Source organism: Ruegeria sp. BHSB064, assembly GCF_059613205.1.
Window position 1 is genome coordinate 12595 of sequence record NZ_JBXWSB010000048.1, and the last position, 19332, is coordinate 31926.

At 56.4% G+C, this 19332-nt stretch carries 20 protein-coding genes, 1 tRNA gene and 1 pseudogene; 8 read left to right on the plus strand and 14 right to left on the minus strand.

The features are described 5' to 3' along the window. The first annotated feature begins 32 nt into the window (after positions 1–32). Positions 33–2822 (plus strand): bifunctional aconitate hydratase 2/2-methylisocitrate dehydratase, encoded by a 2790-nt coding sequence (locus AC2FNU_RS12885; RefSeq protein WP_496788809.1) that lies wholly within the window; start codon positions 33–35, stop codon positions 2820–2822. Positions 2823–2933: 111 nt separating this feature from the next. Here AC2FNU_RS12885 and AC2FNU_RS12890 read toward each other — a convergent pair whose 3' ends face one another. After that, the gene (locus AC2FNU_RS12890) at positions 2934–3392 is read right to left on the minus strand and encodes an Lrp/AsnC family transcriptional regulator (protein ID WP_171096703.1); all 459 of its coding nucleotides are present in this window, start codon (positions 3390–3392) and stop codon (positions 2934–2936) included. A gap of 119 nt (positions 3393–3511) precedes the next feature. Between AC2FNU_RS12890 and phhA the strand changes: the two genes are divergently transcribed. After that, positions 3512–4312 carry a phenylalanine 4-monooxygenase gene (gene phhA, locus AC2FNU_RS12895; RefSeq protein WP_496788814.1) on the plus strand — a complete coding sequence of 267 codons (801 nt, stop codon included), beginning with the start codon at positions 3512–3514 and terminating at the stop codon, positions 4310–4312. A gap of 15 nt (positions 4313–4327) precedes the next feature. Here phhA and AC2FNU_RS12900 read toward each other — a convergent pair. From AC2FNU_RS12900 to AC2FNU_RS12915, 4 genes and pseudogenes are all read right to left on the minus strand, one after another. Then, positions 4328–4582: pseudogene (locus AC2FNU_RS12900) on the minus strand (GNAT family N-acetyltransferase); the annotation flags it as partial. Positions 4583–4597: 15 nt separating this feature from the next. After that, positions 4598–4849 carry a hypothetical protein gene (locus AC2FNU_RS12905; RefSeq protein WP_496788817.1) on the minus strand — a complete coding sequence of 84 codons (252 nt, stop codon included), beginning with the start codon at positions 4847–4849 and terminating at the stop codon, positions 4598–4600. Next, the gene (locus AC2FNU_RS12910) at positions 4846–5400 is read right to left on the minus strand and encodes a helix-turn-helix domain-containing protein (RefSeq protein ID WP_496788820.1); all 555 of its coding nucleotides are present in this window, start codon (positions 5398–5400) and stop codon (positions 4846–4848) included. Before AC2FNU_RS12910 ends, AC2FNU_RS12905 begins: the two co-directional genes overlap by 4 nt. Positions 5401–5517: 117 nt before the next feature. Continuing rightward, positions 5518–6534 (minus strand): Fe(3+) ABC transporter substrate-binding protein, encoded by a 1017-nt coding sequence (locus tag AC2FNU_RS12915; RefSeq protein WP_496788824.1) that lies wholly within the window; start codon positions 6532–6534, stop codon positions 5518–5520. 250 nt (positions 6535–6784) lie between these two features. On the opposite strand from AC2FNU_RS12915, the gene AC2FNU_RS12920 reads away from it, so the two are divergent. Continuing rightward, positions 6785–7108, plus strand: coding sequence for a SemiSWEET transporter (locus tag AC2FNU_RS12920; RefSeq protein ID WP_496788827.1), 324 nt, complete (start codon positions 6785–6787; stop codon positions 7106–7108). A gap of 133 nt (positions 7109–7241) precedes the next feature. On the opposite strand, the gene AC2FNU_RS12925 is transcribed toward AC2FNU_RS12920, so the two are convergent. The 5 genes from AC2FNU_RS12925 to AC2FNU_RS12945 form a co-directional block, all read right to left on the minus strand. Next, positions 7242–7793, minus strand: coding sequence for a hypothetical protein (locus AC2FNU_RS12925; RefSeq protein ID WP_496788830.1), 552 nt, complete (start codon positions 7791–7793; stop codon positions 7242–7244). Positions 7794–7819: 26 nt separating this feature from the next. Continuing rightward, on the minus strand, positions 7820–8323 hold the full coding sequence (locus tag AC2FNU_RS12930; RefSeq protein WP_496788831.1) for a hypothetical protein: 504 nt from the start codon (positions 8321–8323) through the stop codon (positions 7820–7822). After that, entirely contained in the window at positions 8316–8645 is a 330-nt protein-coding gene (locus AC2FNU_RS12935; RefSeq protein ID WP_496788836.1) for a hypothetical protein, read from the minus strand. Before AC2FNU_RS12935 ends, AC2FNU_RS12930 begins: the two co-directional genes overlap by 8 nt. 257 nt (positions 8646–8902) lie before the next feature. Beyond that, the gene (ykgO, locus tag AC2FNU_RS12940; RefSeq protein WP_008755722.1) at positions 8903–9028 is read right to left on the minus strand and encodes a type B 50S ribosomal protein L36; all 126 of its coding nucleotides are present in this window, start codon (positions 9026–9028) and stop codon (positions 8903–8905) included. A gap of 90 nt (positions 9029–9118) precedes the next feature. After that, positions 9119–9193, minus strand: a tRNA-Val gene (locus AC2FNU_RS12945). Between the two features lie 148 nt (positions 9194–9341). On the opposite strand from AC2FNU_RS12945, the gene AC2FNU_RS12950 reads away from it, so the two are divergent. Then, positions 9342–10202, plus strand: a complete 861-nt coding sequence (locus AC2FNU_RS12950) for an N-formylglutamate amidohydrolase (protein WP_496788838.1) — start codon at positions 9342–9344, stop codon at positions 10200–10202. 2 nt (positions 10203–10204) lie between these two features. Here the strand turns inward: AC2FNU_RS12950 and AC2FNU_RS12955 are convergent, their stop codons facing one another. Next, positions 10205–11458: a DNA polymerase IV gene (locus tag AC2FNU_RS12955; RefSeq protein WP_496788851.1), complete on the minus strand. Its 1254-nt coding sequence runs from the start codon at positions 11456–11458 to the stop codon at positions 10205–10207. A 350-nt stretch (positions 11459–11808) separates the two neighbouring features. Next, complete coding sequence (pyrF, locus tag AC2FNU_RS12960) at positions 11809–12513, minus strand: orotidine-5'-phosphate decarboxylase (RefSeq protein WP_496788840.1); 705 nt, start codon at positions 12511–12513, stop codon at positions 11809–11811. 141 nt (positions 12514–12654) lie between these two features. On the opposite strand from pyrF, the gene AC2FNU_RS12965 reads away from it, so the two are divergent. Together AC2FNU_RS12965 and clpB are read left to right on the plus strand one after the other, a co-directional pair. Beyond that, positions 12655–12972, plus strand: a complete 318-nt coding sequence (locus AC2FNU_RS12965) for a hypothetical protein (protein ID WP_496788842.1) — start codon at positions 12655–12657, stop codon at positions 12970–12972. 126 nt (positions 12973–13098) lie between these two features. Next, positions 13099–15717, plus strand: a complete 2619-nt coding sequence (gene clpB, locus AC2FNU_RS12970; protein ID WP_496788843.1) for an ATP-dependent chaperone ClpB — start codon at positions 13099–13101, stop codon at positions 15715–15717. Between the two features lie 49 nt (positions 15718–15766). Here clpB and AC2FNU_RS12975 read toward each other — a convergent pair whose 3' ends face one another. Both AC2FNU_RS12975 and AC2FNU_RS12980 read right to left on the minus strand, forming a co-directional pair. Next, entirely contained in the window at positions 15767–16390 is a 624-nt protein-coding gene (locus AC2FNU_RS12975; protein WP_496788844.1) for a class I SAM-dependent methyltransferase, read from the minus strand. A 95-nt stretch (positions 16391–16485) separates the two neighbouring features. Beyond that, on the minus strand, positions 16486–17301 hold the full coding sequence (locus tag AC2FNU_RS12980) for a cyclase family protein (protein ID WP_496788846.1): 816 nt from the start codon (positions 17299–17301) through the stop codon (positions 16486–16488). 302 nt (positions 17302–17603) lie between these two features. Between AC2FNU_RS12980 and msrP the strand changes: the two genes are divergently transcribed. Together msrP and msrQ are read left to right on the plus strand one after the other, a co-directional pair. Beyond that, positions 17604–18506: a protein-methionine-sulfoxide reductase catalytic subunit MsrP gene (gene msrP, locus AC2FNU_RS12985; RefSeq protein WP_496788854.1), complete on the plus strand. Its 903-nt coding sequence runs from the start codon at positions 17604–17606 to the stop codon at positions 18504–18506. Positions 18507–18510: 4 nt separating this feature from the next. After that, entirely contained in the window at positions 18511–19125 is a 615-nt protein-coding gene (gene msrQ / locus AC2FNU_RS12990; protein WP_496788849.1) for a protein-methionine-sulfoxide reductase heme-binding subunit MsrQ, read from the plus strand. Positions 19126–19332: the final 207 nt, after the last annotated feature.

Sequence of the window (19332 nt, forward strand, 5' to 3'; positions counted from 1 at the left end):
CCGGTACACCCAGCAAAATGGTCGGACCCGTCATGAGCCTCTATACTGATTACCTGAACGAAATCGAAACCCGCAAAGAACAGGGCCTGAGCCCAAAACCCATCGATGATGGGGCTTTGGCGAAAGAGATCATCGATCAGATCCGTGACCCTCAGCACGAACATCGCGCGGATTCGCTGAACTATTTCATTTACAACACGCTGCCCGGCACAACCAGCGCGGCCGGCGAAAAGGCTCGCTTTCTGAAAGAGATCATTCTGGGCGAAGCTGACGTTGAAGAAATCTCGCAGGACTTTGCGTTCGAACTGTTGTCGCACATGAAAGGCGGACCTTCGGTTGAGGTACTTCTGGATCTTGCGCTGGGCGATGACGCTGCGGTTGCGGGCAAAGCGGCCGAAGTGCTGAAAACGCAAGTCTTCCTGTACGACGCCGATACCGACCGACTGAAGGCCGCGTTTGAGGCGGGCAACCCGATCGCGCGGGATATCCTGGAAAGCTATGCCAAGGCTGAGTTTTTCACCAAACTGCCCGACATCGACGAGGAAATCGAAATCGTCACATATGTTGCTGCCGAAGGTGATATTTCCACGGACCTGCTGTCGCCGGGCAACCAGGCACATTCGCGCGCCGACCGCGAACTGCACGGCAAGTGCCTGATTTCAGAAAAGGCGCAGCAGGAAATTCAGGATCTGAAGCTTCAGCACCCCGGCAAACGTGTCATGCTGATCGCTGAAAAAGGAACTATGGGCGTGGGCTCGTCGCGTATGTCCGGCGTGAACAATGTGGCGCTCTGGACCGGTAAGCAGGCTAGCCCCTATGTGCCTTTTGTCAACATCGCTCCAATCGTCGCGGGTACGAATGGCATCTCGCCAATCTTCCTGACAACCGTTGGTGTAACCGGTGGTATCGGTCTGGACCTGAAGAACTGGGTCAAGAAAGTCGACGAAGACGGCAATGCGATCCTGAACAACGATGGCAACCCGATTTTGGAAGAGAAGTACTCGGTGGCCACAGGTACGGTTCTCAAGATCAACACCAAAGACCACAAACTGCTGAGCGAAGATGGCGACGAGCTGGTCGACGTGTCTTCGTCCTTCACCCCGCAAAAAGTGGAATTCATGAAGGCCGGTGGCTCTTACGCCATTGTGTTTGGAAAGAAGCTGCAAACATTTGCGGCCGAGACGCTGGGTGTCGAAGCACCATTGGTCTTTGCACCGTCCAAGGAAATCAGCCACGAAGGCCAGGGCCTGACCGCAGTCGAGAAGATCTTTAACAAGAACGCTTTGGGCACCACGCCGGGCAAGACCCTGCACGCAGGTTCGGACGTTCGCGTGAAGGTCAACATTGTCGGCTCGCAGGACACCACGGGCCTGATGACCATGCAGGAACTTGAAGCAATGGCCGCGACCGTTGTGGCGCCCAGCGTTGATGGTGCCTATCAGTCCGGTTGTCACACCGCATCGGTCTGGGATGCCAAGGCGCAGGCCAACACGCCACGCCTTATGAAGTTCATGAATGACTTCGGCCTTGTCACCGGGCGTGACCCGAAAGGCGTCTATCATTCGATGACCGACGTGATCCACAAGGTGCTGAACGACATCACCGTGGATGACTGGTCGGTCATCATCGGCGGTGACAGCCACACCCGCATGTCCAAAGGCGTCGCCTTTGGCGCGGACTCGGGCACCGTGGCACTGGCGCTTGCGACCGGTGAAGCCTCGATGCCGATCCCGGAGTCGGTCAAGGTGACCTTCAAAGGCAAAATGGCCGATCACATGGATTTCCGCGACGTTGTGCATGCCACACAGGCACAGATGCTGGAACAGCATGGCGACAACGTGTTCCAGGGTCGTGTGATCGAAGTGCATATCGGCACGTTGCTGGCGGATCAGGCGTTCACCTTCACCGACTGGACAGCCGAGATGAAAGCCAAGGCGTCGGTCTGTATCTCGAATGATGAGACCCTGATCGGTTCGCTGGAATTGGCCAAGTCGCGCATCCAGATCATGATCGACAAGGGTATGGAGCATGAAAACGGCATGCTGCAAAAGCTGATCAATATCGCTGACGCGCGCATTGCCGAGATCAAGTCGGGTGAAAAACCCGCGCTGCGCCCCGATGACAACGCGAAATACTTCGCCGAGGTTGTCGTGGATCTGGACCAGATCAACGAGCCGATGATCGCCGACCCCGACGTCCACAACGCCGATGTGTCCAAGCGGTATACCCACGATACCATCCGCCCGATCTCGTACTACAATGCCGAAAAGCATGTCGATCTGGGCTTTGTTGGCTCGTGCATGGTGCATAAAGGTGACATCAAGATCGTCGCCCAGATGTTGAAAAACCTTGAAAAGGAAACCGGCAAGGTCGAGTTCAAGGCTCCACTGGTTGTCGCGGCCCCGACCTACAACATCATCGACGAGTTGAAGGAAGAGGGCGACTGGGAAGTCCTTGAGAAATACTCGGGCTTTGAATTCGACGACCTGTTCCCGAAACAGAATGCCCGCACCGAGTACGAAAACATCCTGTACCTGGAACGTCCGGGTTGTAACCTGTGCATGGGCAACCAGGAAAAAGCCGCCAAGGGGGATACGGTTCTGGCCACCTCGACCCGCCTGTTCCAGGGCCGTGTCGTGGCGGATGCGCCGGACAAGAAGGGTGAAAGCCTGCTGGCCTCGACCCCGGTTGTGGTTCTGTCGGCAATCCTGGGCCGGACGCCCAATATCGACGAGTACAAGACCGCTGTCGAAGGCATCGACCTGACCAAATTTGCGCCATCGACCGAAAAACCGGCGGGCACAAAGTCAGCTCACTTCTAAACGCTGACTTTGACGCGGAGTATAACTCGCCCGGGCACCCTGCAGGTGGCCGGGCGTTTTCATTCGCTGAGTTTAAGCTGTAATCTCTTTTGCCGAAAAGGCGATCCGCCTTCAGAGAATAGGTAAGGGCCCACGGGTCTTGGTTTGGCGAAGAACAAAGTTGCTGCGCGTGTCGCGGACCAGTCCGGACTTCAATAATCGTTGCATGATGAAGACCTCCAGATCTTCGGGCGTTTTCGCATAGACTTTCAGTATGAAATCGTGATCCCCGGTGATCGAAGCACATTCAACAATCTGTGGTTCGGTTTCGACCAAACGCAGGAAATCTGCAATGCTCTTTTCCTGATGATCCTTAAGCGCAACGTGGACATACGCGATGGCGTTCAGGCCAACAGCCTTGGCGGGCACTTGTGCGCGATAGCCTGTAACCACTCCGGACGCCTCAAGATCGCGAACACGCCGCCAGCATTGCGAGGCCGATAACCCGGTTCGGTCCGCCAGTTCCTGCATAGACAGACGTCCGCTGATCTGAAGCTCGCGCAGGATATCGATGTCGGCAGGATGAAGCATATGTTTCGCTAATTCACATTTTTCGGTCTATTTCGATCAAACTAGCGGGAAATCACCAGTAATCAAAACAAATCTCCCGCGTGTGACGCGGTATCCTGTTGCTCATCAGGAGGAAGTGGATGCCTAAATCGACTAAATACGTCGCCAAAGTCGCCGACGCGCGTGGCCATATTGCCTACACGGATGAAGAAAACGCCGTTTGGGCCGATCTATACGCAGCGCAGGAGGATAATGTTCAGCGCTATATGGCGCGCGAATATCTGGACGGTCTGACACGGCTTGAGTTGCCGAAGACCAAAGTACCGTCTTGCGCAGATATCTCGGATCGGCTGCTGGACCTGACGGGGTGGCGGGTGCAGCCGGTTCCGGCCCTGATCGGGTTCAAGACGTTCTTTGGTATGCTCGCAGATCGCGTTTTTCCGGCAGCCTCGTTCATTCGGTCGCGCGAGGACTTCGATTATATCGAAGAGCCGGATATTTTTCATGAGATCTTCGGCCACACCCCGCTGCTCAGTGACCGACGCTTTGCCGCGTTCAGCCATGCCATCGGGAAGGCAGGCCAGCAGGCGACAGATGCAGATTATGCCTGGCTGATCAGGTTATACTGGTTTTCCATCGAATTTGGGCTGCGCCGACAGGGCGGTCAGATCAAGGCTTTGGGATCGGGGCTGGCGTCGTCGCCGACCGAACTGGTTTATGCCGTAACCAGCGACACCCCGGATCGCGACGCGTTTGACATCCTGACTATTCTGCGCACGCCCTACCGGATCGACATGCACCAGATGGGGTATTTTGTCCTGGATGACCCAGAGGATTTGTTCGAAGCGGCCGAGCGCGACCTTTTGGCCGATGTGCGGTACGCGCGTCGTCTGGGGCTTTTGCCAAACAAGTTTCCCGAAAAAGTTACGGCAGCGGAGTAGCCGCGCCGCCCATCTTCAAGCGGACAGGTCTTTGTACATGTATGTGGTCGGTTCCAACCTGGGTTCGAACGGGTTGCGGCAATAATTCGGTATTTCACCTGCAATCTGAAACCCGAGGCTTTGATACAGCAGCCGCGAGGGATCGCTGCTGCGCGTGTCCAGCACCAGCATCGTGCGGTGCAAGCCGCGGGAGTGTTGAAAAAGCGCCGCCATCAAAGCGCGGCCGTATCCACGACGTCGCGCGTTTGGATGAACCAGCAGCTTTGCGACATCCGCACGGTGGGGTTAGTTGGGCATGACTGCCGGGATAAGCTGCACGGTTCCTAAAACGCGCGCGCCGTCATAGGCCGCAAAGATCTCTAAAGCGCCTGCGTTTAATCCCGGCCGCACGTTCCGCTGCCAATAGTTTCGCGCGTCTTCCTGCGCAAAGGGCAGGATGAACCCAATACTTGCCCCGTCATGGACACAGGCGTGCAAAATATCTGTCAGGTCATCCAGAGTGGTATCAAATTCGGAACAGGTCAGGCGCGTGATCATACCAACACCAGAAGATACCGCGCGCCCCGTTCCGTGCCCGTTTCGAACCGGGTCGGGCCGGACAGGTGATACCGCAGACAATCCCCGGCGCTCAGATCGTGTGGAGTTCCGTCAACCGTCAGCGTCAGCGCGCCATCGATCAGGATCAGGTGATGTTCTTGCCCCGACTTGGGCGGCGTCTCATAAGTGATCACGGTGTTACGCGGCAGGTGGCATTCCACGACCTCGGCATTCAGACCGTTTGCAGGTGGAGACACGGCGCGGCGGGTGTATCTTGTTTCGGGATCGCTCCATTCCGTCTGACGTTCAAACGGAACCTTGGGATCAAAACTGTCTTCGACCATCATCAACAGGCGTGACATCGGTAAGTCGTACGCGGCACACAGACGACCAAGGTTTTCTGCCGTGGGGCTGACGTCACCCTTCTCCATCCGAGACAAGGTGGCGCGGCTGATGCCACTGTGCTCAGACAATTGGTCCAGAGACCATCCACGCCCACGGCGCAGTTCATTCAATCGGCTGGCAAGGCGGTTCGAAAGTGTGTCGAGCATGGATCAAATAATAGAGGACTTTCCAGATATGAGAAAAATAGCTCAAAATAAATAGACTGTAAACGAAAAAGGGTGCGAAAACCTCGCACCCTTTGTGGTTTGCGTGGAATTGGAAGGTTACTTCCAACCAACCTCGTTAAAGATCTTTTGTGCTTCGGGAATGTTCTTGGCAACTTCGGACAGGTTAACTTCGTCGGCCTTGAACTCTCCCAAGGTGGCGACAGATTCGGCCAGCGCGACACTAGGTACAGCCGGGTATTCGTCATTACCTGCCGAGAAATATTGCTGCGCCTGATCGCCTGCCAGATACTCAAGGAAGAGGATCGCGTTTTCTTTGTTCGGCGCGTTTGCAGCAACACCACCGCCTGACAGGTTCATGTGCGCCCCATAACCTTCCTGGTTCGGGAAGACCCAGCCGATCATGTCACGATCAGCAGACAGGCCTTTGACATCTTTGCGGATTGCCCGCGCAAAGTAATAGGTGTTCGAGACAGCGATGTCACATTCACCCGATACGATGCCACGCAGCTGATCGGTGTCGCCGCCCTGCGGTTCACGCGCCATGTTAGCGACAATGCCTTCGGCCCAGGATTTCGCTGCGTCGGCGCCCTCATGGGTGATGATCGAGGCCAACAGGGTCTGGTTGTACGTGTTGGTCGACGAGCGGATGCAGATCAGGCCCTTGTATTCTGGCTTGGCCAAATCGGCATATGTGGCCGGTGGGTTGGCAACGTTTTCTTTGTTGTAAAAGATAATCCGACCGCGCTGCGAAAAGCCAAACCATTGGTTGTCGCTGTCTTGCAGATTTGCAGGGATGCGTTCTTCCAGCGTTGCGCTTTCGATGGCCTGCAAGATGCCTGCGTCCTTGGCGCGTGCCAGGCGCGAAGTATCAACGGTCAGCATCACGTCTGCGGGTGAGTTTGCGCCTTCGGCTTCCATCCGCGCAATCAACTCGTCGGCCTTGCCTTCGATGCGGTTGATCTTGATGCCGGTTGCGTCTTCGAAATCGGTATACAGACGTTCGTCGGTGTCATAGTGGCGCGACGAATAAAGGTTCAATTCCCCTTCAGCGACAGCAGAGGTGGCAATCAATGCCGACAGAGCGGCGACGATGCAGGTGGAGGAGTTCAGCATGTTGCGTCCCATTGTTGAATTCAGAGAGCGGAGATTAATCCGACTGATTTGATCAATTATACGATTCCCGGCGGGATGCAAGGAAATCCGACGAAAATAGTTGGGTAAACATCTGAAAGGGGTATGGGGTGTAAACCTGAAACACTTTTTTGGATGTATTGGCCGCAGGGGCCGAGCGGGTTAGTTTGGGTTTACAGCTTTTCTGCGACAGGCTGAGTCGAACTGAGTAGTGCACGAAAAGGATCAATTGATGCCCGAAACACTTGCGGAAAGACTGGAAAAATCGAACCTTGGCCATTGGATGGCCCGGTACGAAAGCTTCATGGTTTTTGTGGGTGTCGTCGGACCATTTGCGACACTGCCGCAACTGATGAAGCTTTACTTTACACATACAGAACATGCGACTGGCCAATCGTTGGTGTCATGGTCGCTTTATGCCGCTGTCTCATTCCTGTGGTTCGCTTACGGTTTGGTTGTGGGAAAGCTTCCGATTTATGTCGGCAATGGCATCTCAATGGTTCTGAACATTTTGATGGTCATCGGGATTGTGATCCACGCAGGGGTTACGTTCTGATATGACGTAAGCGCAGAAAAACCGCGCCCTTCGGTACGGTTTTTTTGGGGGGGCGAACCAATCACTCTGGGCTTTGGCGACGCACATGCTGTGCCGCATAGATTGAGCCGACAAAGATAAAGTGGTTAGGTTATTATTTCTTTGTCTGTTTTCCTTTTAGACGCGGCGACGGGGCCGGCTCAGGCTCCGGGTCGGGGTCTTCACCCATGACCGGATTTTCGGCAAGCATCGCCGCTGTCACGGCTTCCATGTATTTCTGAAGCAGAACAGGGGGGTCCGCAGGCGCCAGTTTGATCGTCAACCTGCTCGCGCCTTCCTGGCTGTATGCGTAGCGAGAGGAATAGCTGGCATTGACCTGTGCGGCCACTGGACCCCAGCCGCCTTTGACGGATGCACTGCCAGACTTTTCGTTTTGTTTCGTCATGGAGATCGCCATTTTCACTTCGATCTCAGCTTCCTGAACAGCATAAAACGCAGGAAGAAAACCCATCGAAACAAGGCTGAACTCTTTGCCGGGCCCACTTGGGTTGGACAGGTCGGGCAGCACAATCTTCTGATCGGCCATGTATTTGGCGACATCGGTCGAATGACGATCCAGTTCTGATTGCGACTCGGCTACGGAAAGGGCCAGTTTCTGAACCATTTCCGCAAAGGGGACGTTTAGCAATTCCTGCCCGATACTCATCTTCGAACTCCTGTTCCAAATTCAGTCTACTTGATAATCTTTGTGGGGGACCGCCTCCTGACGGAAAATGTAACTTTTGAAGCGTTCTGGCTGATCACCTGCTTCTTAGCATTGGTCGCAATCTGGGCTGTATCACCTTCCCGACCCAATCCAACGAAGGCTTCGACTTTCACGTTATCGATGGTGAAGTCGTCGCTGCCGTCAGATCCGGCCAGAATTTGTTCTCCCAATGCTTGCGAGAATTTCTGGGCGTCGACGATCTGCGTGTCTTTATCGTCTTCCATCGCCTCGGTGGCGGCACTGGCCAATGGGCTCATCACCGGCGGTAAACCGGCCCCGACCATCATTTCACCACCATCTTCCAGCTCATCGATCCTGTCTTCCAGGTCAGAGATGGTCTGCCTGAGTTCGTTTTCGCGTGTCTCCATGGCGGTCAATCTGTCCGAAAGAGACTTGATCAAAAGCGTAAACGCTTCGGGCATTTCGGTAACCCGAACTTCCATCGGTTGCTTTCGATCAGAATCAGCCATCTTCGGGCCTGCCGGTCTCATCCTCGTGAACCGGTCCGGGGACAAAACGCATGCGCATGGTAGATGCGCTTTTTGAGTCGAGCGTGTCGGTGTGCGTCAGCTTGGGACCCCAAAGAAAGCTGAACAGCCGGTCTTCTTCCCCTTGCTCACTGGACATTTCCATGACCACTTTCAGCTCAACGTCGACATCTTGCATATGATAAAAGACAGGCGGTATGCCCATGTCGCGCAGTTCCTGCGGGTAATTCTTAAGGGCTTCTAACTGATCTTTGCTCAGTTGTTCCGCAGCTTGGGCAACGCTTTTACCAATATCGGCAACCATGTCCGTCAGAGTTGTCCCAAATACCGCATTAGGGTCATCGTTGGCCAAAACAGACCTCCTGACATCATAAATCAGTCAAACGTTAACACGAGAACGACTTATAACAATGAGAAATGTCAGCTTAAGACTTCGCCGCTTTTGGCCAGCGAATTATGCGACCAGCACATATGCGACAGGTTCACCATTCGCAGATTGTTGTCAGGCACAAAAAAACCGCGCTGAAAGGCGCGGTTCTTTAAAACATATGTATGCAGTTCTTAGCCCTGACGCGCTTTGAACTTGCGCTGCGTCTTGTTGATCACGTAGACGCGGCCTTTGCGACGCACAATACGGCAATCACGGTGCCGGTTCTTGAGCGAGCGGAGCGAGTTCTTGACCTTCATGGTCTGTCTCCAATCTGCGGCGCCTTCATCAAAGACGTGGCCAGCGCCTGGGTTAGTCGGGTGCCCCGGAAGCCCGGAACAGTGAATAGATGGTGGGCGGTACAAGGATCGAACTTGTGACCCCTTCGATGTCAACGAAGTGCTCTACCGCTGAGCTAACCGCCCACTTTCCCTTTGCGTGCCCAGCCCCATAACGAAATGGGGCGCGGATCACCGCGCCGGTAGCGGGGTCTATAAAAGGAGTCGTTCAGGGGTTCAAGGGGTTTGGAAGAACAATTTTCCGGTCTATGTTGATTGCGAACGCGGAGGGATCATGCAGAACGCAGCCTATGTCTTGGATATGCCCGAAAACCGAACCTCTTGTGTGGTTTTTTCATCTCCGCACAGCGGGCGAGAGTATCCTGAGGCCTTTCTGAAACGTTCTGTGCTGAATCAAAACGTGATTCGGTCATCGGAAGATGCCTTTGTGGATCAACTGTTTGCACCGGCGGCCGAACATGGTGCGCCCTTGATCAAAGCGGCTATGCCCCGTGCATATCTGGATTTGAATCGCAGTCTGGACGAACTTGACCCGGCCCTGATCAGCGGTGCGCGCAGACATGGGCACAATCCGCGCGTCGCTTCTGGGTTGGGGGTGATTCCCCGCGTGGTGGCCAACGGTCGGGCAATCTACAGCGGTAAGCTGACCATGGATGAAGCACGGTTGCGTATCGATACCTATTGGCGTCCCTACCACGCACGATTGAAATCCCTGCTGGCCGAATCGCATGAGAAATTCGGTCAGGCAATATTGGTGGATTGCCATTCGATGCCGCACGAGGCGGTCTCGATGGCCGGTACGGCGCGCAGCAACCGTCCGGATATTGTGTTGGGCGATCGTTTTGGCGCGTCAGCGTCTTCGGAAATCGTGGACCTTGTTGAATCGGCCTTTGCTGCAGCGGGGTTGAATGTGGCGCGAAATGCACCGTTTGCCGGGGCCTATGTCACCCAGACCTACGGGCGTCCGGGTCGCCATCAGCACGCCATTCAGATCGAGATCGACCGCGCGCTTTATATGGACGAAGAGAAGATCGCACCAAACGCCAATTTTATGGCGTTTTCGAAACTCTTGCGGCAGGTGGTGCGCGAAATTGCCAGCATCGGGTCGGAACCGGTTCGCCTGGCGGCAGAGTAGCGTCAGCGCAGCGCGCGGCCCTTCACAATGGCATCCGAGCCAAATCTTTGACGAATCTCGTCGGTGGCCCGTTCCGCCTGCGACCTGCGGGCGGCGCCCGGATCAAGCAGATCGCCCGAGATGTCGGCCTGATCTGCCGGGCACAGATCAGACAAACCACACCCCAATAGGCGGTAAGGCCCCTGATCGCCCACCTGATCAAACAACCCTTTTGCAGTGCGATAAATCCGGTCGGCGATCTGGGTCGCATCGCGAAGCGACACGCGCCGGGTTAGCGTCTTGTGATTTGCCTTCTTGAGTTTGAGCGTGACAACCCGTCCGGCCAGATCTTTGGCCTTGGCCCGGTCAGAAACTTTCAGGGCCATGCGCCACAAATGCCCATCCAGGATCTCGGGGTTGGCCGTGTCTTCGAAAAATGTGGTCTCGTTGCTGATGGACTTCATAGGCTCATGGGCCGAGACGCGTCGTTTGTCCTGTCCCCGGGCCAGATGCCACAGGCGATACCCCATCGCACCGAAGCGTTCCGTCAGTGCCTCTTGATCCCAGCGTAGCAAATCATTGAACGTTCGTATCCCCGCCCGGTCCAGCGATTCTTGCGCTGCCGGGCCGATGCCCCAGATCAGCCGCACAGGTTTGTCGTTCAGGAACGTTGCCGTTTCGGCCTTGCCGATCACCGAGAAGCCGCGCGGTTTGTCGAGGTCTGACGCGACCTTGGCGAGGAACTTGTTGTGGCTCAGCCCGATAGATCCTGTCACGCCCAATTCGTTTTTCATCCGTTTGACCAACCGGGCCAACATGATGGCAGGCGGAGCCCCGTGCAGTCTTTCGGTGCCCGAAAGATCCATGAACGCCTCGTCCAAGGACAGCGGCTCGACGACCGGCGTCAATTCGTCCATCATGGCGCGGATGTCGCGCGATACATCCGCATAGACCGACATGCGCGGTTTGATCACAACCGCGTCGGGGCAAAGTTGCAGCGCTTTGAACATGGGCATGGCAGAGCGCACACCGCGTATCCGGGCCACGTAACACGCCGTCGAAACCACACCCCGTTTTCCGCCACCTATGATGACAGGCTTGTCCGCCAGTTCAGGGTTGTCGCGCTTTTCAACCGATGCATAGAAGGCGTCGCAATCCATATGTGCGATAGACAGGTCAAAGAGCTCGGGGTGCGACTTGACCCTAGGGCTGCCGCAGGCCGGGCAGCGCCGTTCGTTTGTCAAAGGTGTCAGGCAATCTCGGCAAAGACCGGGCATCTGCGCCCTCATGCGTTCCGCAGTTGGCTTGGAGGTCATTTATACCAGCTTCGGTGCTGGATCAAAGGTCCGGTTTTGCGGTGGAGGCTTCTGAAAAGAAGCCCCCCGCTGCGTGGCGGGGGGAAGTAACGAACCTCAGGAAGAAGCGGTTCGTTGGGGAGTATTGCCCCGAGAATCGCTGAATTTCCCAAGTTTCGATAGGCCGATGACGGTTTTGTAAAAACTCGCAACTTGAATGTGTGTTTTCCGGCACAGGGACGATTTGGCGCGGTTTTCCCACAAAGTGACGTAAGGTCAATTTGTTATCTGGTAAACCGAACGCGCAAACCTGACGAATTCGTCTGGTTCAGTCAGTGAACTTTTATGGAATTTAGCTCTGCGAGAACGGCTTCGGCGGCCGCTTTTGGGTCTTGTGCCTGATAAATCGGCCGACCAACGACGATATGATCCGCTCCGTCCAGAATCGCACTGGCGGGCGTAGCCACGCGTTTCTGGTCACCCAGCGCAGCGCCAGCAGGGCGCACACCGGGGGTGACAATCAGGCGACCTTCGGCCTGGGGCAGGGCACGGATCAGGGCGGCCTCCTGCGGGCTGGCAATGACTCCATCCGCTCCGGCATCCAGCGCCTTGGCGGCGCGTTCAACCACCAAATCCTGTACGTCGCCATCTTTCAGAAGACTGGCGTCCAGATCATCGCGGTTCAGCGAAGTCAGGATCGTCACAGCGAGGATCTTCAGTTCCTTGCCCGCCGCACCTTCTTTTGCAGCGCGCACCACATGCGGGTCGCCATGCACGGTCAGGAAATCCAGATCGAACTGTGCCAGCCCACGCACGGCGTTTTCCACTGTGTTGCCGATGTCGAACAGCTTCAAGTCCAGAAAGATGCGCTTGCCGTGATCCTGTTTCAGCTCGTTCGCCAACGCGAGCCCGCCACCTGTCAGCATACCCAAACCGATTTTGTAGAACGAAACGCTGTCGCCCAGCCGTTCAGCCATAGCCAGACCTTGCAGGGCATTGGGGACATCGAGGGCTACGATCAGACGGTCATCGGACATGGGGGCGCTCCTTTTTGGCAAACGTCTGCGTCCTAGCGGGTTCAGGCGGTTCTGTCCATCTTCGAAGCCGGGCGCGGGCACCTTCATTTTGTGCTATTGTGACCGGTATTGAGCACTTGATTTCAGAACAAGGGACAGAAAATGAAAAAGCTGGTTGTGTTGGGCGTGTTGGTTGCGCTGGTTGCATGTGACGAAACCCCACCCGAAACACCCGAAACAGGGGCCGCGCCTGCACCGACAAATGATGATCTGCGTCTGGTGGGCGGCTACAGATCCGAGGATGATTGGTGTCAGCTTACGGGCGAAACGGGTTTTACCGGCAATTTCCTGGATCACACGGCCGATCTGGTGTCGTGCCCGACGGGAAGTGCGGCAGCGCAGTCTTTGGTGGATGATCTGGGTGCGGTCCAGGTTGCCGAAACCGGTGGTTATACCGTTTACACGATTCAACGCGAATAGGCGTGATTTCTGCGCCTTAGCCTCTTGAACCGGAAAAGATATTTCCCAGATTGAATGTGAGGCTTCGACCGATATGTGCTGCCAAGCGGGCATGTCAAAACGGGGCGCTTGGAAAAGGAGAATATCATGGACTTGAACAAGTTCACCGAGCGGGCACGGGGATTCGTGCAGGCGGCGCAGACCATTGCGCTGCGCGAAGGGCACCAGAGGCTGGAGCCCACACATATACTCAAAGCATTGATGGATGACGATCAGGGGCTGGCCAGCAACCTGATCACACGCGCGGGCGGCGCGCCGAACCGCGTGGTCGAGGCGCTGGACGCGGCCATGGGTAAGATCCCGAAGGTCAGCGGCGACGCGAGCCAGATTTACATGGACGGCCAGACCGCCAAAGTTCTGGACGAGGCTGCCAAGATTGCCACCAAGGCGGGCGACAGCTTTGTGCCGGTCGAACGTGTGCTGATGGCGCTGTGTATGGTGAAATCCAAAGCCAAGGACGCTTTGGAAGCCGGAGCTGTTTCCGCCCAGAAACTGAATGAAGCGATCAATGACATCCGCAAGGGTCGTACCGCTGATACCGCATCGGCGGAAGAGGGCTATGATGCGCTCAAGAAATACGCGCGAGACCTGACCGAGGCCGCGGCTGAAGGCAAGATCGACCCGATCATTGGGCGGGATGAGGAAATCCGCCGTTCGATGCAGGTTCTGTCGCGCCGCACCAAAAACAACCCGGTTCTGATCGGAGAACCCGGCGTCGGTAAAACCGCGATTGCCGAGGGCATGGCCCTGCGCATCGTCAACGGTGACGTGCCGGAATCGCTGAAGGACAAGAAGCTGCTGGCGCTCGACATGGGTGCGCTGATCGCCGGTGCGAAATACCGTGGTGAGTTCGAGGAACGACTCAAGGCCGTTCTGACCGAAGTCACTGAGGCCGCCGGTGAGATCATCCTGTTCATCGACGAGATGCACACACTGGTCGGCGCTGGTAAATCCGACGGCGCGATGGACGCTGCAAACCTGATTAAGCCTGCGCTTGCCCGGGGTGAGTTGCATTGTATCGGTGCAACCACGTTGGATGAGTACCGTAAATATGTGGAAAAAGACGCAGCCTTGGCGCGCCGGTTCCAGCCTGTGATGGTGACCGAGCCAACCGTCGAGGACACGATCAGCATCCTGCGGGGCATCAAGGAAAAGTACGAGCTGCACCATGGTGTGCGCATCTCGGATTCGGCGCTGGTGTCGGCTGCGACCCTCTCGCATCGCTATATCACTGACAGGTTCCTGCCAGATAAAGCTATCGACCTTGTCGATGAGGCAGCGTCGCGCCTGCGGATGGAGGTGGACTCCAAGCCGGAAGAGCTCGACCAGCTGGATCGCCAGATCCTGCAGATGCAGATCGAGGAAGAGGCGCTGAAGCTTGAAGATGACGCGGCCTCGAAAGATCGCCTGGAAACCTTGCAAAAGGATCTGGCCGATCTGCAGGAGAAATCTGCCGAGATGACGGCTCAATGGCAGGCCGAACGCGACAAGCTGGCTGGTGCCCGTGATCTGAAGGAACAGCTCGACAAGGCGCGCGCTGATCTGGAAATCGCCAAGCGCGAAGGTAATCTGGCAAAAGCCGGGGAGCTGTCCTATGGCGTCATCCCAGAGCTTGAGAAAAAGCTGACCGAGGCCGAAAACGCCGAAAGCAATGCGATGATGGCCGAGGAAACAGTGCGCCCAACTCAGATCGCTGCTGTGGTCGAGCGCTGGACGGGTATTCCGACCTCGAAAATGCTGGAAGGTGAGCGTGAGAAGCTGCTGCGGATGGAAGACGATCTGCATTCCCGCGTGATCGGTCAGGATGCGGCGGTCACTGCTGTTGCCAACGCCGTGCGCCGTGCGCGTGCGGGCCTGAATGACGAAGGTCGCCCGCTGGGTTCGTTCCTGTTCCTCGGGCCGACCGGTGTAGGTAAGACCGAGCTGACCAAGGCCGTGGCGAACTTCCTGTTCGACGATGACAACGCGATGGTGCGCATCGACATGTCCGAGTTCATGGAGAAACACGCGGTTGCCCGTCTGATCGGTGCCCCTCCGGGCTATGTCGGTTATGACGAAGGCGGTGTGCTGACCGAAGCCGTGCGGCGCAGGCCCTATCAGGTTGTGCTGTTTGATGAGGTCGAAAAAGCGCACCCGGATGTGTTCAACGTGCTGTTGCAGGTTCTGGATGACGGTGTTCTGACCGACGGTCAGGGCCGCACCGTGGATTTCAAGCAGACGCTGATCATCCTGACGTCGAACCTTGGGTCTCAGGCGCTGAGCCAATTGCCCGAAGGTGCGGACAGCGCGCAGGCGCGGCGGGATGTGATGGACGCGGTCCGGGCACATTTCCGGCCGGAATTCCTGAACCGTCTGGACGAGACCATCATCTTTGACCGGCTCAAGCGGGCTGACATGGATGGCATTGTCGATATCCAGATGGCGCGTCTGCAGAAACGTCTGGCTGCCCGCAAGATCGAGCTGGCGCTGGACGACGGCGCGAAGGAATGGCTGGCCAACGAAGGCTATGATCCGGTCTTTGGTGCGCGCCCGTTGAAGCGCGTGATTCAGCGCGCGTTGCAGAACCCGCTGGCCGAAGCGTTGCTGGCTGGCGAGATCAAGGATGGCGAGACCGTTCCCGTCACCGCGGGTTCGGACGGGTTGATCATTGGCGACCGGCTGGGGACGTCAGACCGACCCCGCCCGGATGATGCCGTGGTGCATTGATCCAACAGAAATAAGAAGACCCGCCATATCGGCGGGTCTTTTTTGGAAACTAGCCTCTGCGACGGGCCAGTATTCCGAAACTTGTCCGGGACGGTGGACCTGAAGGGAATGCGTATACGCCTTCGCATTCAAATCCTGCTTGATCCAACAGGGCCAAGATCTCTTCCCTGCGAAACGTGCGGTGTCGCCATTGTAGCCAGATGATCGCATTGCACCAATGCGGCTTTGACACCACCAGATACAAACGACCACCGGGTTGCAGAAGGTCACGTATCTGCTCAAGCGCGTTCAAGGGGTTCGGGCAGTGTTCAATCACATGCGCTGCAAGTGCCACGTCGGCAGGTTCAAGATTGACAGAGCCCAGCATGCCTTGTGCAATACTTGGTTCTACGCCCCGCGCCCGCAATGCGCCCTGACCCTGTTGCAGCATGACGGAACTGGGTTCAAGCAGCGTTAAGTCTTTGGGCGGTCCATGAATGGCGACCCAAGCCTCGGCGAAGGAGGCTGTCCCAGCGCCTACGTCAACAACGTACTGCTTTGGTTCCGGCGCGGGGTGTTCCGCCGAGAGAAACCCAAGATATGCATCGTAGTAGCCAAGTGCGCGCATCTTGTCCCGCCATTTAGGCGCAGCGGTATCATAGCGCGAGGTCGTATCTAAAGCCGTCTTTGCCATGGGTTGATGTGTCCGCTGGGCTTGATGTCTTTGGTGCGCATGGTGAGAAACGGACCAATAGTACAGACAAGCCCGTTTCGTCGTCGTCCATAGGTTCACACCAACGCAAAAATCCGCGCTGGCCCACCGGTTCCACCTGCATGTTTCGGCGCGCCGATGACAAGCGTTGCGCCCGAGGCTGGCACCCGATCCAGATTGGCCAGGCATTCAATTCCGAACCGACCTGATGGCAGCCACGCATAGTGAGTGGCAAAATCTGCCGACATGCCATGATCCAGCGACAATGTATCCACGGCTATTGACCGCGCGCCGGTGTCCTCCATCAGCATCTGCGCCGCTTCGACATGAAAACCGGGATAGTGCTGCGCTTCGCCATCGAAGTTGCGGAACGCATCTGTTGCGGTCTTGCCGCCCCAACCTGAATGCATCGCGACGCAGGCCCCATCGGGGATGTCACCATTTGCTGCGATCCACGCTTTCAGATCGTCTGGTGTGACACGTGTGTCTGCATCGTCTGCCGCGCGGGCGGCGATGTCCACGACGCACAATGGGGCCACCAGATCGTTGACCGGGATCTCATCCACCGAGGTGCCATCCGCCGAAAAATGCAGCGGGGCGTCGATATGGGTGCCGGTATGTTCATTGATCGACAAGTTGAACAGGTTGAATCCGTGATCTGCAAAGTTGAAGGGTTGTTCAGCCGAAATACCGGGATCCCCGCCCCATGTCGGAAATTCCGGGCTGAGCGTGTGGGTCATGTCCTCGACACTGCCATGTCCTGCGGCCAGAGCTGCGGGGGCCATGCCACCGGTTGCGGCGGCGGCAACGCTTGTCGCAGCAGCAGCTTTGAAAAACCCGCGCCGAGACAGCATCCTGTCCTTGACGGCGCTCATTACACAGATGTCACACATAATTCTTCCTCCCTTTCTGCAGCGATACGGCTGCAATGGCAGGCAAGCAACGCGCAGGATCGCGTGCGATACCTGCGTGACAGAGTGCAGTCTGCTCGGTGCCGTTGTAAAGGTTTCTGGAAAACAGCTCGGCCAAAGCAGGCGAAAAGGAAAGCTGAACAGGTAGAATTACTGTGGTCGTTGCAGGTAGCCTGAATTGAGAACGTTACAGTCACTTCGCTCAATCGTTACGCCTGTTTCGCTGGCGCTATGCTATCAGCACATTAAGTCAACACAGACCAATGTACATGACGGAGACCCATATGGCGCATCGCTGGAAAAATACTTTGACACAAGCCGACGTCACCCCACAGGCGGCGTTCCTGAACCGGCGGCAGGTGATGGCCGGGCTGGCGGGTGTCGGACTGACCGCGATGGCGCGCCCGGCTGCGGCGCAAGACGCGTTGGAGCCGAATACATGGGAAGAGATCACGACCTACAACAACTATTATGAGTTCGGGACCGGCAAAGACGATCCCGCCAAATATGCCGGATCTCTGGTCACTGAACCCTGGAGCGTCAAGATCGACGGTTTGGTGGATCGCCCGGGCGAGTATGACTTCAACGACATTCTGTCAGAGATGACCATCGAAGAGCGGATATACCGTTTCCGATGTGTCGAGGCGTGGTCCATGGTTATTCCTTGGAACGGGTTCGAACTTGCCGACCTGCTGAACATGGCCGGAGTTCAGGACGGTGCTAAATATGTGGCTTTCGAAACTGCGTACCGTCCGGATGAAATGCCCGGAACCCGATTCCCGATACTCGAATGGCCGTATCGTGAAGGGCTGCGTCTGGACGAGGCGATGCACCCGCTGACGATCATGGCCACAGGAATTTACGGGAAAACAATTCCGAACCAAAACGGCGCGCCTTTGCGTTTGGTGGTTCCGTGGAAATATGGGTTCAAGTCGATCAAGTCGATTGTGCGCATCACTCTGACCGACGTAGAGCCGCCCACAAGCTGGAACATGTCCAACCCGCGTGAATACGGATTTTACAGCAATGTGAATCCAAATGTAGATCACCCGCGTTGGTCACAGGCGTCCGAGCGTCGCATTGGGGGCGGTCTGTTTGCCAAACGAATCCCGACTCTCATGTTCAACGGCTATGAGGATGAGGTCGCTAGCCTGTATGAAGGCTTGGATCTGACCAAAAACTACTGAGACTATGCAGGCCGTGAACCAGATATTCCGCCGTATTCCGGTATGGGCCGTCTACCTGCTTGGGGCGCTACCTGCGCCCTGGCTGTTCTATCTGGGTCTGACCGGGGGGCTGGGTATCGACCCGATCGAAGCGCTGGAACATCGCTATGGCGAACTGGCCCTGCAACTTCTGATCGCGGGTCTGGCAATCACGCCCCTGCGCCGGTTTGCAGGTCTGAACCTGATGAAGTTCCGGCGCGCCATCGGAGTGCTGACGTTCTCATATGTCAGTCTGCATCTTCTGGTTTGGTTGGTATTGGATGTACAGCTTCCCAGCCAGATCTGGGCGGACATTCTCAAGCGCCCCTATATTACGGTCGGCATGGCGGCTTTCCTTCTTATGGTGCCGCTGGTGGTGACATCCAACAATTGGTCGGTGCGTAGGTTGGGGCCGCGTTGGCGCAAGCTCCACCGTTTGGTGTACCCGACTGCATTGCTGGGTGCCTTGCACTACGTGATGTTGGCCAAAGGGTTCCAGATCGAGCCGCTGGTCTATCTGACGATCATTCTCGCACTTCTTGCCCTGCGTTTGCCGATGCCACGACTCGTTTCCGGATCAAAGACAGCCGATTCAGCCTGAGCTGGCAGCGAGTCTGTGGGTAACTGTGTGCATAAGGGTGCAGCGCCGTGAATTTTGAGCTTTCGCGAGCGGGTTTCGGCCCCCTCTGGCTTGTCTTACTTCCATTAATCTATTGATATAGTTGATTCTTTTGTGTGTTTTCAAAAAACTTTTGGATTTTTGTTTTTTTGGGTTGCGGGTTTTGGGAGTAAACCTTAGAACCCCCTT

Bases quoted from the DNA above. Each gene is read 5' to 3' on its own strand.
- AC2FNU_RS12885 (WP_496788809.1), top strand. From the start codon at position 33: ATGAGCCTCTATACTGATTACCTGAACGAAATCGAAACCCGCAAAGAA.
- AC2FNU_RS12890 (WP_171096703.1), bottom strand. From the start codon at position 3,392: ATGCTTCATCCTGCCGACATCGATATCCTGCGCGAGCTTCAGATCAGC.
- phhA (WP_496788814.1), top strand. From the start codon at position 3,512: ATGCCTAAATCGACTAAATACGTCGCCAAAGTCGCCGACGCGCGTGGC.
- AC2FNU_RS12905 (WP_496788817.1), bottom strand. From the start codon at position 4,849: ATGATCACGCGCCTGACCTGTTCCGAATTTGATACCACTCTGGATGAC.
- AC2FNU_RS12910 (WP_496788820.1), bottom strand. From the start codon at position 5,400: ATGCTCGACACACTTTCGAACCGCCTTGCCAGCCGATTGAATGAACTG.
- AC2FNU_RS12915 (WP_496788824.1), bottom strand. From the start codon at position 6,534: ATGCTGAACTCCTCCACCTGCATCGTCGCCGCTCTGTCGGCATTGATT.
- AC2FNU_RS12920 (WP_496788827.1), top strand. From the start codon at position 6,785: ATGCCCGAAACACTTGCGGAAAGACTGGAAAAATCGAACCTTGGCCAT.
- AC2FNU_RS12925 (WP_496788830.1), bottom strand. From the start codon at position 7,793: ATGAGTATCGGGCAGGAATTGCTAAACGTCCCCTTTGCGGAAATGGTT.
- AC2FNU_RS12930 (WP_496788831.1), bottom strand. From the start codon at position 8,323: ATGGCTGATTCTGATCGAAAGCAACCGATGGAAGTTCGGGTTACCGAA.
- AC2FNU_RS12935 (WP_496788836.1), bottom strand. From the start codon at position 8,645: ATGGTTGCCGATATTGGTAAAAGCGTTGCCCAAGCTGCGGAACAACTG.
- ykgO (WP_008755722.1), bottom strand. From the start codon at position 9,028: ATGAAGGTCAAGAACTCGCTCCGCTCGCTCAAGAACCGGCACCGTGAT.
- AC2FNU_RS12950 (WP_496788838.1), top strand. From the start codon at position 9,342: ATGCAGAACGCAGCCTATGTCTTGGATATGCCCGAAAACCGAACCTCT.
- AC2FNU_RS12955 (WP_496788851.1), bottom strand. From the start codon at position 11,458: ATGCCCGGTCTTTGCCGAGATTGCCTGACACCTTTGACAAACGAACGG.
- pyrF (WP_496788840.1), bottom strand. From the start codon at position 12,513: ATGTCCGATGACCGTCTGATCGTAGCCCTCGATGTCCCCAATGCCCTG.
- AC2FNU_RS12965 (WP_496788842.1), top strand. From the start codon at position 12,655: ATGAAAAAGCTGGTTGTGTTGGGCGTGTTGGTTGCGCTGGTTGCATGT.
- clpB (WP_496788843.1), top strand. From the start codon at position 13,099: ATGGACTTGAACAAGTTCACCGAGCGGGCACGGGGATTCGTGCAGGCG.
- AC2FNU_RS12975 (WP_496788844.1), bottom strand. From the start codon at position 16,390: ATGGCAAAGACGGCTTTAGATACGACCTCGCGCTATGATACCGCTGCG.
- AC2FNU_RS12980 (WP_496788846.1), bottom strand. From the start codon at position 17,301: ATGTGTGACATCTGTGTAATGAGCGCCGTCAAGGACAGGATGCTGTCT.
- msrP (WP_496788854.1), top strand. From the start codon at position 17,604: ATGGCGCATCGCTGGAAAAATACTTTGACACAAGCCGACGTCACCCCA.
- msrQ (WP_496788849.1), top strand. From the start codon at position 18,511: ATGCAGGCCGTGAACCAGATATTCCGCCGTATTCCGGTATGGGCCGTC.